This window comes from Herbidospora mongoliensis (genome assembly GCF_001570545.1).
GTDB classification, from domain to species: Bacteria; Actinomycetota; Actinomycetes; order Streptosporangiales; family Streptosporangiaceae; genus Herbidospora; species Herbidospora mongoliensis.
In genome coordinates this window covers 282,747-296,153 of sequence record NZ_BBXD01000016.1, presented here as the reverse complement: position 1 = coordinate 296,153, position 13,407 = coordinate 282,747, and the positions used below count along the sequence as shown (strand labels likewise).

The window sequence follows — 13,407 nt, the reverse complement described above, 5'->3', positions numbered from 1 at the left end:
AGGCCATCGCGAGTGCGCAGGCATGTCCTGATCACGCGAACCTTCCCAGTCGCGCGTGAAGAAGCCGGCCGGGCCCGAGGGGCGGAAGTTCATCCGGGACAAAGGGCTCGGTCATCCCGGTGGCCTGATCGAGGAGAGAGGAAAGGCGTGGTTCCCGGCGCGTGGAACCACGCCCCCTTCTATCGGGTGGCGGACTCGATGTTGCCTCGGTACGTGTTGATCGTCCGGGATGCCTCGTTGAGCTCCTCCGACATGCGCTGGAAGGCTGCCCGGTAGTTCTGCCACGCGTCGCGGAACCGTTCCGCACCTGGGCCGGTCCAGACCGAGCCGACCTTGGCGGCCTCGCGGTCGAGGGTGGCCATCGTGGCGCGGACCTGGTCGGCCTGCTGGGTGAACTGGGCGGCCATGGTCTGCATTTCCGCCGGGTCACCGCCGAGCAAGCTCTGACTCATCTTTTTTCCCTTCACGGACACCGATATGGCGCCCTCACGGTAGACGCCACACCGGCCCTGAGCACCGGTTATGCGCAGTCGCTATAAGACGGGGCTGATTTCGGCAGCTCAACGGTGAAATACCCGCACAGAACCGGGTCGCCGGGCAGTGATGACGAAGGCATCCATACACTCCAATTTCAGGTCGAGTGTGAGGAGCTCCCGGTGGAGAAGGTCCTGATCGCCAATCGGGGTGAGATCGCCGTTCGCATCGCCCGTGCCTGCGCGGACGCGGGTCTGGCGAGCGTCGCGGTGTACGCCGACCAGGATCTGGACGCCCTGCACGCGAGGGTGGCCGACGAGGCGCACGCGCTGGGTGGCCAGACCTCGGCGGAGACCTACTTGGACGTGGAGAAGCTGCTGGCCGTGGCCCGTCGGACGGGGGCCGATGCGGTTCATCCCGGTTATGGGTTCCTGGCGGAGAACGCCGATTTCGCGCAGGCGGTCATCGACGCGGGGCTGACGTGGATCGGCCCGCCTCCCTCGGCGATCGACGCACTGGGCGACAAGGTGCAGGCCCGGCACATCGCCCAGCGCGTGGGCGCTCCCCTGGTGGCCGGCACCTCCGATCCGGTGAGCGGGGTGGACGAGGTCGTCGCGTTCGCGGCCGGGAACGGGCTGCCGATCGCGATCAAGGCGGCCTTCGGCGGGGGCGGTCGCGGCCTGAAGGTGGCCCGGACGATGGAGGAGATTCCGGATCTGTACGAATCCGCGGTGCGCGAAGCCGTCACCGCGTTCGGCCGGGGCGAGTGTTTCGTCGAGCGTTACCTCGATCGTCCGCGCCACGTCGAGACCCAGTGCCTGGCCGACAGTCACGGCAACGTGGTCGTCGTCTCGACCCGCGACTGCTCGCTCCAGCGCCGCCACCAGAAGCTCGTCGAGGAGGCGCCCGCGCCGTTCCTGACCGAAGAGCAGATGGTCATCCTGTACGACAGCTCGAAGGCCATCCTCCGCGAAGCCGGTTACGTGGGGGCGGGGACCTGCGAGTTCCTCGTCGGGCAGGACGGCACGATCTCCTTCCTGGAGGTCAACACCCGGCTCCAGGTGGAGCACCCGGTCACCGAGGAGGTGTCCGGCATCGACCTGGTCCGCGAGATGTTCCGCATCGCCGACGGGGAGACCCTCGGCTACGGCGACCCGCACCTGCGCGGGCACTCGTTCGAGTTCCGGATCAACGCCGAGGACGGCGGGCGCGGCTTCCTGCCCGCCCCCGGCACGCTGACCGCGATGCGCACCCCGTCGGGGCCGGGGGTCCGGCTCGACTCCGGCTACGAGGCCGGGATGACGGTTCCGCAGTCGTTCGACTCCCTGGTCGCGAAGCTGATCGTGACGGGCGCGACGCGGACCCAGGCGCTGGAGCGGGCCCGCCGGGCCCTGGCCGAGTTCGAGATCGACGGGATGCCCACGGTCATCCCGTTCCACCGGAAGATCGTGAGCGATCCGGCGTTCGTCTCCGAGCCGTTCTCGGTGCACACGCGGTGGATCGAGACCGAGTTCGTGAACGACATCCCGCCCTACGACGGCGTTCAGGAGGCGGCCGAACCGGGCGCCCGTGAGCGGATCACCGTCGAGGTCGGCGGCAAGCGGCTCGAGGTGGTGCTGCCTTCGATGGGCGGGGTGGCGAGATCCGTACAGAAGGCTCCGAAACGAGCCGGCGGAGCCGCCAAGAAGGCGGCGGCCTCGGGAGATTCGCTGGTCAGCCCCATGCAGGGGACGATCGTCAAGGTCGTCGCCGGGGACGGCGAGGCGGTGGCCGCGGGCGACACGATCGTGGTCCTGGAGGCCATGAAGATGGAGCAGCCGCTGACCGCCCACAAGGCGGGCGTGATCACCGGGCTGGCCGCCGGGGTGGGGCAGACGGTCACCGCCGGGTCGGTCATCTGCGAGATCAAGGACGCCTGACCCGATTTCGCACAGAGCGGACACAGGGCTGACAAGGCGGACATCCCTGGCAGCGAAGGGAATCCGCGCGCGTAGCGCGGTGTGCGGGCGGATACGGTGGAGGTCAGCGGAACCATCGCGCAACGCCGTTCGTCCTGAAGGGCGAAGGAGGCCCGAATCGTGACAAAATCCCACCCGCTAGGCCGCCTCGGGGCAGTCATCGGGGCACTGTTCATCGGTCTGTCCGCCCTATTCCTGGTGAGCCCCCCGGCAGGGGCCGCTGCGGCGCCCCCCGACGCGGCCACGGTGATCGGCGCGTGGAAGACCAGCCCGCTGTTCACGGTGAGCGGGTCTCCCCTGACGAGTGCGCAGCAGTCGGAGATCACCAAGACGCTCGACGACGCCAAATATCCGATCTACGCGGTCGCGCTCCCTGAGGGCACCGTGAACCGCTCCAACGTCGCCCAGTTCATCCCGAGCCTCCTCACGGAGCTCGACAAGAACGGCCGTTCGGCGGCGACCGTGGCCGTCATCGACGGCACGACCCTGTTCGGCGGCAGCACCGCCTTCCCGCAGAACGCGGCGGGCCGGATGGCCAACGAATCGGCCAACGCCCATGTCGGCGACCCGGTCGCCGTCATGCAGGAGTTCACGAACCGGGCCGAGATGTACCTCGGCGGCAACCGCACCGCGCCGCTGAAGCCCGGTGACACGATCAGCGGCAATGCCGGCGTCTGGGTCACCCTCGGCGTCATCGCCGTGGTCGGCGGCGGCGGCATCTGGCTGGTCGCCCGGCGGAACAAGCGCCGGCGCGAGGAGAAGGAAGCCGCTGAGCTCAAGGCCGTCCTGCACACCGTCGAAGAAGACGTCACCAAGTTCGGCGAGGAGATCACCTCGCTCGACCTCGACGCGAAGATGCTCCCGGCCGCGGGCACCGACCACGACTGGCAGCACGCCCTCGACTCCTACGAGAAGGCCAAGTCACAGCTCACCCAGGTCAAGCGGGCCGACGAACTGCGCGACGTCACCGCCACCCTGGAAGACGGCCGCTACGCCCTGGCCGTCGTGAAGGCCAAGGTCAACCAGCTGCCGCTCCCCGAGCGGCTGCCGCCCTGCTTCTTCAACCCCCAGCACGGCCCGTCGGTGCGCAACGTCCGCTGGGCCCCGCCCGGTGGCGCGCTGCGCGACGTCCCGGCCTGCGCGATGGACGCGAGCGCGATCGAGCGCGGTTTCGACCCGGAGATGCGCGAGGTCGTGCTGCCCAACGGCCAGCGGGCGCCCTACTGGGCGGCCGGTCCGGCCTACCAGCCCTACGCCAACGGCTACTACGGCGGTTTCGACGGCCTGCTGACCGGCATGCTCGTCGGCACGATGCTCGGCGGCGCCTTCGGCGGCTTCGGCTACGGGGGCTACGGCGCCGGTTATGCCAACGGCGCGGCGGCCGACGGCGGGGGTGACCTCGGCGGCGGTGGCGACTTCGGTGGCGGCGGCGACTGGGGCGGCTCCGATTTCGGTGGCGGCGACTTCGGTGGCGGCGACTGGTAGACCGCCCGATTCAGGGCTTGGCCCCGCGACCTCCCGGAGGTCCGCGGGGCCTTTCCATGGGGCCAGGTTGTTCAAGATGACTGCAAGCGGGGCGAAAGGGTGCGTGAGAAACTCGGAGCATCCCCTCAGGAGGCTGTTTCCCGTGCGTGCCGTCGTCGCTTCGCTGTTCGCTTTCTCCCTGGTCCTCGCCGTCCCGGCCACCGCCGCCCAGGCCACGGCGGCGCCCTGTCAGAAGGGCTCCGGGCCCAAGCTGCGCGGCGCCGACTTCACCAACGGCCGCCAGCTGCCGGACAACCTCCGCTGCGCGGACCTGACCGGCGCCAAGCTTGACGAGGTCGACTTCACCCAGAAGGACCTGACCGGCGCGATTCTCCGCAACGCCTCCATGAAGGAGGCCGACTTCACCCAGGCCTACCTGGAGTACGCCGACCTCCGGGGCGCCGACCTGACCTCGGCCGACCTGGGGCAGCTGCGGGCCAAGCAGGCCGACCTGCGGGGCGCGATCATGATCGACGTCGAAGGGGCCCAGGCCGAGTTCCCGCACGCCGACCTGTCCAAGGCGATCATGACCAGGGCCAACCTGGGCCAGGTCACCCTGACCAACGCCAAGCTGGTCGGCGCCGACCTCAACGAGGCCACGCTCGGCCAGGTCAAGGGCCGGACGGCCGACTTCACCGGGGCCAAGCTGAAGGAGGCCAAGTTCGGCCAGGGCGGGCTGCAGCACGCGATCTTCAAGAACGCCGACCTGACCGAGGCCGAGTTCACCCAGGCCGAACTCCAGGGCGCCGACTTCACCGGCGCCGTGATCGAGGGCGCCAGCTTCATCCAGGCCGACGACGTGAACCTGAACGGCGCCAGGGGCGGCGCGAACGACGTGCCCGAAGGCACTCCGCAGGAGCCCTTCACCGGCGACACCGGCTCCGGCGACGACCCGACCACCCCTCCGACCAGCCGCAACATGCCGCCCCGGATCCTGGGCATGTCTCCCGCCCTGCTGATCATCCTGGCCGGCGCCCTCGGGCTGAGCCTGACCTTGATCGTCTGGGGCCTGAGCCACCAGCGCACCCGCCGCAGCGACACCAACTTCGCCCTCGCCCGCCGCGTGGCCGAAGAGGACGTGACCCGGCTGGGCGAGGAGATCGACACCCTCGACTTCGACATGAAGGTCAACGCGGTCAGCGGCCCGAGCCAAGATTGGCGGGCGGCGCTCGACGCCTACGAGGCGGCCAAGCAGGCCCTCTACCTGGCCCGGACGCCGGAGGAACTCCACGCGGCCGCGGCGGCGGTCCACCACGGGCGGCTGGCCCTGCAGCGGGTGCGGTCGGTACTGCCACGCTAAGAGCTTCCGACAAAACGAGCCTTGCCGGACTGCGCCCCGCGATGGCGGCTCAGCTCAGTTGCTGGGCCAAGGAAACGATGACGCCCTCGGGGCCCCGGACGTAGCAGAGCCGATAGGCATCCACATATTGGGCCACCTCGCCCACCAGTTCGGCGTCCAGCCGGGCGAGGGTCTCGTCGAGGTCGTCGACGAGGAACATGATGCTGCGGATGCCCAGAGCGTTGGGCATCGCCTGGTCTCCGTGGCTGACCGCCGCCGGCGAGTGGAACTTGGTCAGCTCGATCTTGCCGTGGCCGTCAGGGGTCCCCATCATCGTGATCTCGGCCCGAAGGCCGTCGATGCCGTTGATCGCGTCCACCCACGGCCCCTCGATGGGCGCCGTGCCCTCCACCTCCATGCCGAGCCTGGTGAACCGCCGTGAGGTCTCCGACGACAAGGCTGACATGGTCCATCCGCTGAATCGTCATGCCCTCAACCTAGGCATCGGGTCTGACAATCCGGCGGATGGCCGGCGTGTCCGGCGGGAGCTGTAAAGAAACTAAATGTCCGCAGCGGTGAGCGGGGACATCAGCCGGCGCGCGGCCTCGGTGATGGAGCCCGACAGCGACGGATAGACCGCGAACGTGTGGGCGAGCTGGTCGACCGTCAGCCGGTGCTGGACCGCCACCGACAGGGCCAGGATCAGCTCGGAGGCGCGGGGGGCGACGACCACCGCGCCGAGGATGATGCCGGTGTTGGGGCGGCAGAACATCTTGATGAAGCCGTCGTGGAAGCCCTGCATCTTGGCCCGCGCGTTGGTGGCCAGGGGCAGTTTGACCACCTTGGCGTCGACTTCCTTGTTCTCGACCTGCTTCTGGGTCACCCCGACCGCCGCGATCTCCGGGTCGGTGAAGATGTTGGAGGCCACCGTGGCCAGCCGGATCGGCTGGACGGCCTCGCCCAGGGCGTGCCACACCGCGATCCGGCCCTGCATGGCGGCGACGGAGGCGAGCATGAGCACCCCGGTGCAGTCGCCGGCCGCGTAGACGCCGGGGGCGGAGGTCCGGGAGACCTTGTCGACCTCGATGAAGCCGTTGCGGTCGAGCCGGACTCCGTTGTCTTCGAGCCCCATGCCGGACGTGTTGGGCACCATCCCGACGGTCATCAGGCAGTGGGTCCCCTCGGCGGTGCGCCCGTCTTCGAGGGTCACCACCACGCCGTCGGCGGTCCGTTTGACGGAGGAGGCGCGCGAGCGGCCCATCACGTTCATGCCGCGCCGCCGGTAGACCTCTTCGAGGACCTCGGCCGCGTCGGCGTCTTCGTTGGGCATCATGCGGTCGCGCGAGGAGACCAGGGTGACCTCGGAGCCCAGCGACATGTAGGCACCGGCGAACTCGGCGCCGGTCACGCCCGATCCGACGACGATCAGCTTCTCGGGCAGCTCGTCGATGTCGTACATCTGCCGCCAGGTCAGGATGCGCTCGCCGTCGGGCTCGGCGGTGGACAGGACGCGCGGTGTGGCCCCGGTGGCCACGATCACGACGTCGGCCCGGATGGTCCGGTCGCCGGCGCGGACGGTGCCGGGTTCCACCAGACGCCCGCGGGCCCGGACGACCTCGACGTTCTCGGCGGCGAGACGGGCCGCGATGTCGGCCGACTGGGCTCGGGCCAGTTCCTTGACACGCTTGTTCACCACGGGCATGTCGGCCACGGCGCCGCCCACGTCTCCGTCGGGGCCGCCGGTGAAGTGGACGCCCAGCGAGGTTCCGTCGACCAGGGCCTGTTTGCGGACCGAGGTCGCGATCATGGTCTTGGACGGGACGCAGTCGGTCAGCACGCAGGCGCCACCCGGGCCCTCTTCTTCGACCACGGTGACCCGCGCCCCTAGTTGGGCGGCGACCAGGGCCGCCTCGTATCCGCCGGGGCCGCCGCCGATGATCGCGATCCTTGTCACATGTCCCATTCTTCCGTACCCAGGAAGGTGGTAACGGCACGACTACGTGGAACCGCCACGGCCGGTCCTGCGGGCGATCTTGGTTTAGGCTGACGAGGTGCCTGTATACGCCGCCTATGGCAGCAACATGGATCCGAAGCAGATGGCTGAGCGGGCGCCCCACTCGCCGATGAGGGGAACCGGCTGGCTGACAGGCTGGCGGCTCACCTTCGGCGGTGAAGAGGTCGGCTGGGCGGGTCCGCTGGCCACCGTGGTCGAAGACGACGGCGCGCAGGTGTTCATCGTCCTCTACGACGTCCCCGAGTGGGACGAACCGTCGCTCGACCAGTGGACAGGCCTCGACCTGGGGCTTTACAAGAAGATCCGGCTGCGGGTGGCCACGCTCGACGGCGACGTGCTGGCCTGGTTCTACGTGGTCGACTCCTATGAGGGCGGCCTTCCCTCGGCGCGTTATCTCGGCATCATCGCCGATGCCGCCGAGAAGGCGGGGGCACCCGATGACTACGTCCACGAACTGCGTGCCCGTCCCTGTAAGTCCCTCGGTGACTGATCTGTACGCTCAGGAGCGTGAGTAACGCTTTTTCCCTGGCCGCCGAGGCGGCGTCCGCGCTGCGCGCGAAGACGGGTGTCGACGCGTTCGACGTCGCGCTCGTGATGGGGTCCGGCTGGGTGCCGGCCGCCGACGCCATCGGCGAGCCCCTGGCCGAGTTTCCTTCGACCGATCTGCCCGGTTTCGCGCCTCCGGCCGTCGAGGGCCACGCGGGGCGGATCCGAGCCGTCAAAGCATCTAATGGCCAGAACGTCCTGATCTTCCTGGGCCGCACCCACCTCTATGAAGGACTCGGCGTCGAGCCGGTCGTCCACGGGGTCCGGACCGCCTGCGCGGCCGGGGCTCAGGTGGTCGTGCTGACCAACGCCGCCGGCGGTCTGCGGCCGGAGACCCAGAACGTGGGCGACCCGGTCCTGATCAGCGACCACATCAACATGACCGGCGCGAACCCGCTGACCGGCGCGACCTTCCTCGACCTGACCGAGGTCTACTCCAAGCGGCTGCGTACGCTGGCCAGGGAGACCGACTCTTCCCTGGCCGAGGGCGTGTACGTCGCGTTCCGGGGTCCGACTTATGAGACTCCGGCCGAGATTCGCATGCTCCGCACCCTTGGCGGGGATCTGATCGGCATGTCGACTGTGCTGGAGGCCATCGCGGCCCGGCAGGCCGGCGCGGAGGTGCTGGCGCTGTCGCTGGTCACCAATCCGGGCGCCGGGCTCGTCGGGGAGCCGCTGAACCACGAGGAGGTCCTTGAGGTCGGCCGGGCCACCGCGCAGCGGATGGGCGGCCTGCTGAGCCAGGTCGTCGGCAAGCTCTAAATCGGGGACGGCGATGAACGATCTGACGACACTCGCACGGGAATGGCTCGGCCAGGACCCCGACCCGGTGACCCGGGCGGAACTGGAGTCGCTGCTGGAATCGGGCGACGACGACGGGCTGACCGACCGGTTCGGCACGAAACTGGAGTTCGGCACGGCCGGTCTGCGCGGCGAACTGGGCGCGGGCCCCAACCGGATGAACCGGGTGACCGTGATGCGCGCGGCGGCGGGCCTCGCGAGCGTGCTGGGGCCGGGCCGTCACGTGGTCGTCGGTTACGACGCGCGGCACAACTCCGACGTGTTCGCGCGGGACACCGCCGCCGTCCTGACCGGCGCGGGCCTGACGGTCTCGCTGATGGGCGGCCTCTACCCGACGCCGGTGCTGGCCTTCGCGGTGCGCCATCTGAAGGCCGACGCCGGGGTCATGGTCACGGCATCGCACAACCCGCCGCGCGACAACGGTTACAAGGTCTACTGGGGCGACGGCGCCCAGATCATCCCGCCGGTCGACGCGGAGATCTCCGCCGCGATCGACGCTGCCGGCCGGGTCGACGAGCTCCCGCTCGGCGAGGAGTGGGCGATCCTGTCGGCCCGCGACATCCTGACGCCCTACATCGAGGCGCTGATCTCGTTGCCGCTCGGGACGGCGCGCGAGCTCAGGGTGGCGTACACCCCCCTGCACGGCGTCGGCGGGACCACGCTGGGGCAGGCGTTCATGCAGGCGGGGTTCGCCTCGCCGATGAGCGTCGGGGTGCAGTCACGCCCCGACCCCGACTTCCCGACCGTGGCGTTCCCGAACCCGGAGGAGCCGGGCGCCATGGACCTGGCCCTGGAACTCGCCTCCGCGTCGGCCGTCAGCGCCGACCTGGTGATCGCCAACGACCCCGACGCCGACCGCTGCGCCGTGGGCGCCCGCCAGGCCGATGGCACGTTCCGGATGCTCACCGGTGACGAGGTGGGCGGCCTGCTGGCCGAACACGTGCTGCGCTCGACGAGCGCCCCCGACCGCCTGGTGGCCTCCACGATCGTGTCGTCGTCGCTGCTCGGGCGGATCGCCGAGGCTTATGGCGTACGGCACCGCGAGACCCTGACCGGCTTCAAGTGGATCATGAAAGCCGGCAGCGGGCTGATCTTCGGCTACGAGGAGGCGCTGGGCTACAGCGTCGGCTCCGACGAGGGCCTGCCCGTTCACGACAAGGACGGCATCGGCGCGGCCCTGACCGTCGCGGGCATCGCCGCCGAGGCCAAGCAGCGCGGCCTGAGCCTGACCGACCTGCTCGACGACCAGGCGCTCCGCTACGGCCTGCACGCCACCAGCCAGCTCTCCTTCCGCGTCGACGACCTGTCCCAGATCACCGGCGCGATGTCCCGGCTCCGCGCCGACCCGCCCGTCGAGCTGGGCGGACGGGCCGTCGAGTCGATCGACGACCTGGCGGCGGGCTCCCCCGACCTGCCCCCGACCGACGGCCTGCGCTATCGGCTGTCCGGCGGCGGCCGGGTGGTGATCCGGCCGAGCGGCACCGAGCCGAAGCTCAAGTGCTACCTGGAGCTGGTGCTCCCGGTGACGGAGATCGTCGCGACGAGAGCAGCGGCGGCGGAGCAGATCGAGGCGCTGAAAGCCGACCTGCGCGAGGCGCTCTCGCTCTGAAGCGCGCTGTCTGCGGCGGTGGCTCACATGACCATCGCCGCACCCCGCTTAAAGCGCCAGGATCGCGGCGACGGCCAGGGCGACCATCGCCACCGTCGCCGCGATCGAGTCGATCGCCCACGTCACGGTCGGCTCGCCGGTGGACTGGCGCTTCCTGACCGTGGCCGCTTCCCTGATCTGGTCGGCCACCCAGTCGGCGTGGGTGCGTCCGGCCATCGCCTCGCGGGCGGCCTGCTCGCCCTTCGACAGGGTCACCTCTGAGGTCGGGTAGCGGCCCCGCTTGACCTGGCGGTCCTGCTGCCGCAGGCTCTTGGCCCGCTCGCGTGCGGTGGGCATGGGCGTCCAGCAGCGGACGGTCAGCTCACCCGCGGTGATCGTGATCGCGCCGGTCACGGAGACCTCGTCGATGGCCGACCACGGCAGGTAGGCGGTGCGGAAGGGGTTGCGGACCCGCAGGCCACCCTGCTCGGTGATCGTCGCCGGCCGCAGCGCCAGGAAGTAGGTCATCCAGGTGACGAGCCCGAGGAAGGCTCCCACGACCAGCGCCGACGGCAGGGTGCCGCGCACGATCAGGTCGACCGTGTTGATCGCGACGAACACGAGCCACGCCCAGCCGAAGAACCAGGCCGTCTTCGAACGGAAGGTCATCCGCGCCACTTCAACTGTGCGAATCCCGGCTTGATCACCCCGTTGATCAGCGCGAGCCGGTCATCGAACGGGATGAAGGCCGATTTCATGGCGTTGACCGTGAACCACTGGAGGTCGTCCCAGCCGTAACCGAAGGCCTCGACGAGCTGGGCGAACTCCTTGGTCACCGAGGTGCCGCTCATCAACCGGTTGTCGGTGTTGACGGTGACCCGGAACTGGAGCCGGCGCAGCAGCCCGATCGGGTGGTCGGCGATCGAGTCGGCCGCCCCGGTCTGGATGTTGGACGTCGGGCACATCTCCAGCGGGATCCGCATGTCGCGCACGTAGGCGGCGAGCCGGCCCAGCTTGGTGTCGCCTCCGGAGACGGTGATGTCGTCGATGATCCGCACACCGTGGCCGAGCCGATCGGCCCCGCACCACTGGATGGCCTGCCAGATCGACGGCAGCCCGAACCCCTCACCGGCGTGGATGGTGAAGTGGGCGTTCTCCCGCTGCAGGTATTCGAAGGCGTCGATGTGCCGCGTGGGCGGATAGCCCGCCTCGGCCCCGGCGATGTCGAACCCGACGACCCCGACGTCGCGGTAGCGCACCGCCAGCTCGGCGATCTCCATCGACCTGGCCTGGTGCCGCATGGCCGTGAGCAGCGCCCCGACCCGGATCCCGCGTCCTTCGGACCCGAGCCGGAACCCCTCGTTGACCGCCTGGACGATCTCGTCGAGGGTCAGCCCGCGCTCGGTGTGCTGTTCGGGCGCGTAGCGGACCTCGGCGTAGACCACTCCGTCGTTGGCGAGATCCTCCGCGCACTCCGCGGCCACCCTGATCAGCGCCTCGCGGGTCTGCATGACGCCCACGGTGTGGGCGAAGGTCTCCAGGTAGCGCTCCAGCGACCCCGAGTCGGCCGACGCGCGGAACCACGCGGCCAGCTCGGCGGCATCGGTGGAGGGCAGTCTGTCGTAGCCGGTCTCGCGGGCCAGCTCGATGATCGTCTCCGTGCGCAGGCCCCCATCCAGGTGATCGTGAAGAAGCACCTTGGGGGCCTGGCGGATCTGCTCAAAAGTGGGCAGGGTCATTGCGGCATACTAGCGTGGACCTGCATAAATATGATCTGTTACACGGTCTCCAGAACCGTTTCGGAAACAGGTGTACGCCGCCTCCTCCCGGCCACCACCCCGGTGATCGCGATCCCCAGCCCGATCAGCGCGAACACGGCCGAGATGACGATCGCCGCACGTGTCGACCCCAACGGGTCGTCGCCCCCGACGCCCGAGGTCAGGGTGGCTGTGACGATGGCCAGCACGACCGCCCCGCCGATCTGGCCGGAGGTGTTGATGAGCCCCGACGCGAGCCCCTGTTCCGCGTCGTCAACTCCGTTGGTGCCCTGGATGTTGAGCGAGGGGAACGCCAGCGCGAACGCCCCGCCGAGCAGCAGCATGCCCGGAATGATCAACCACAGCGACGGGCTCATGTCGAGGTTGAGGAACACCAGATAGGCCAGCACCAGCGACACCGCCCCCGCCAGGATGATCTTCTGGGTCCCGAACCTGTCGGCCAGCGACCCGACCTTGGTGGAGAACAGCGCGACGAGCAGCCCCGCGGGCAGGAAGGCCAGCGAGGTGGCCAGAGCCGACCAGCCGAGCATGTTCTGGAAGTACTGCATGGCCACGAACTGGAACCCGACGTAGGACCCGAAGAGGATGACCAGCCCGAGGTTGGCACGGCGGAGCGGCGCCGACCTGAGGATCCCGAGCCGCACCAGCGGATGCTTGACCCGCTGCTCCCACCAGACGAAGAGCCCCAGCAGCACGACGGCGGCCAGGCCCGTCAGGACGGTACGCCCCACGGCCACCTCCGGCGCCTCGACCACGGTGAACACGAGCAGCAGCATCCCGGCGGTGATGGTGAACGCCCCGAAGAGGTCGTAGCCCCCCTCACTGCGCTCCTCCGACTTCGGCAGCAGCCGGGCCCCCGCGATCAGCGCGACGAGGGCGACCGGGACCGGGCTCAGGAAGGTCCACCGCCAGCCGAGTTCGGTCAGCAGTCCCGACAGGATCAGCCCGAGGGAGAAGCCGCTGGCCGCGCAGGCGGTGAAGATGCTCAGCGCCCGGTTGCGCTCGGGCCCCTCCGCGAAGGTCGTGGTGATGATGGACAGCGCCGCCGGCGCCGTGAAGGCGGCCGACATGCCCTTGACGAACCGGGCCGCGATCAGCAGCGCGCCGTTGTCGACGATCCCGCCGAGCAGCGAGGCGAAGGCGAAGACGCCCAGGGCGACGAGCAGGACCCTGCGTCGTCCCAGCAGATCGGCGGTCCGTCCGCCGAGGAGCAGCAGGCCGCCGTAACCGAGGACGTACCCGCTCACCACCCACTGGAGCGCCTGGGTCGACATGCCGAGTTCGGCCTGGATGGACGGCAGGGCGACGCCGACCATCGAAACGTCGAGACCGTCGAGGAAGACGACGGTGCAGAGCACGATGAGGACGCCCCAAAGGGAGGCCCCCCAGCGGCCCTCACGAGTAGACATCATGAGGGTGGACGTTACATGCACATGCATTCAATG

12 protein-coding genes are annotated in these 13,407 nt (G+C 69.6%); 6 read left to right on the top strand and 6 right to left on the bottom strand.

Annotated elements, in window-relative coordinates; translation table 11 throughout:
- Positions 1-179: 179 nt before the first annotated feature.
- Complete coding sequence (locus AW272_RS24135) at positions 180-452, bottom strand: WXG100 family type VII secretion target (protein ID WP_030451352.1); 273 nt, start codon at positions 450-452, stop codon at positions 180-182.
- Between the two features lie 204 nt (positions 453-656).
- Between AW272_RS24135 and AW272_RS24130 the strand changes: the two genes are divergently transcribed.
- The 3 genes from AW272_RS24130 to AW272_RS24120 all read left to right on the top strand — a co-directional run bounded on the left by AW272_RS24130 (position 657) and on the right by AW272_RS24120 (position 5,256).
- Entirely contained in the window at positions 657-2,393 is a 1,737-nt protein-coding gene (locus tag AW272_RS24130) for an acetyl/propionyl/methylcrotonyl-CoA carboxylase subunit alpha (protein ID WP_066369313.1), read from the top strand.
- 159 nt (positions 2,394-2,552) lie between these two features.
- On the top strand, positions 2,553-3,917 hold the full coding sequence (locus AW272_RS43490) for a hypothetical protein (protein WP_066369312.1): 1,365 nt from the start codon (positions 2,553-2,555) through the stop codon (positions 3,915-3,917).
- A 142-nt stretch (positions 3,918-4,059) separates the two neighbouring features.
- Complete coding sequence (locus tag AW272_RS24120) at positions 4,060-5,256, top strand: pentapeptide repeat-containing protein (protein WP_066369311.1); 1,197 nt, start codon at positions 4,060-4,062, stop codon at positions 5,254-5,256.
- Positions 5,257-5,305: 49 nt separating this feature from the next.
- On the opposite strand, the gene AW272_RS24115 is transcribed toward AW272_RS24120, so the two are convergent.
- Both AW272_RS24115 and AW272_RS24110 read right to left on the bottom strand, forming a co-directional pair.
- The gene (locus tag AW272_RS24115; protein WP_369408759.1) at positions 5,306-5,701 is read right to left on the bottom strand and encodes a VOC family protein; all 396 of its coding nucleotides are present in this window, start codon (positions 5,699-5,701) and stop codon (positions 5,306-5,308) included.
- A gap of 93 nt (positions 5,702-5,794) precedes the next feature.
- On the bottom strand, positions 5,795-7,189 hold the full coding sequence (locus AW272_RS24110) for an NAD(P)H-quinone dehydrogenase (RefSeq protein WP_066369310.1): 1,395 nt from the start codon (positions 7,187-7,189) through the stop codon (positions 5,795-5,797).
- A gap of 97 nt (positions 7,190-7,286) precedes the next feature.
- Here AW272_RS24110 and AW272_RS24105 point away from each other — a divergent pair, with 97 nt between their 5' ends.
- From AW272_RS24105 to AW272_RS24095, 3 genes are read left to right on the top strand one after another with little or no spacing between them, the layout of a single operon-like run.
- Positions 7,287-7,739 carry a gamma-glutamylcyclotransferase family protein gene (locus tag AW272_RS24105; protein ID WP_066369309.1) on the top strand — a complete coding sequence of 151 codons (453 nt, stop codon included), beginning with the start codon at positions 7,287-7,289 and terminating at the stop codon, positions 7,737-7,739.
- A gap of 17 nt (positions 7,740-7,756) precedes the next feature.
- Positions 7,757-8,557 carry a purine-nucleoside phosphorylase gene (locus tag AW272_RS24100; RefSeq protein ID WP_066369308.1) on the top strand — a complete coding sequence of 267 codons (801 nt, stop codon included), beginning with the start codon at positions 7,757-7,759 and terminating at the stop codon, positions 8,555-8,557.
- 13 nt (positions 8,558-8,570) lie between these two features.
- Entirely contained in the window at positions 8,571-10,205 is a 1,635-nt protein-coding gene (locus tag AW272_RS24095; protein ID WP_066369306.1) for a phospho-sugar mutase, read from the top strand.
- 48 nt (positions 10,206-10,253) lie between these two features.
- On the opposite strand, the gene AW272_RS24090 is transcribed toward AW272_RS24095, so the two are convergent.
- Genes AW272_RS24090 through AW272_RS24080 form a run of 3 tightly spaced genes read right to left on the bottom strand, consistent with a single transcriptional unit; the run spans position 10,254 to position 13,374 of the window.
- Positions 10,254-10,853, bottom strand: a complete 600-nt coding sequence (locus tag AW272_RS24090; protein ID WP_157518735.1) for a PH domain-containing protein — start codon at positions 10,851-10,853, stop codon at positions 10,254-10,256.
- Positions 10,850-11,923: an adenosine deaminase gene (locus AW272_RS24085; RefSeq protein ID WP_066369299.1), complete on the bottom strand. Its 1,074-nt coding sequence runs from the start codon at positions 11,921-11,923 to the stop codon at positions 10,850-10,852. Before AW272_RS24085 ends, AW272_RS24090 begins: the two co-directional genes overlap by 4 nt.
- A 38-nt stretch (positions 11,924-11,961) precedes the next feature.
- Positions 11,962-13,374, bottom strand: a complete 1,413-nt coding sequence (locus AW272_RS24080; protein ID WP_066369297.1) for an MFS transporter — start codon at positions 13,372-13,374, stop codon at positions 11,962-11,964.
- Positions 13,375-13,407 lie beyond the last annotated feature (33 nt).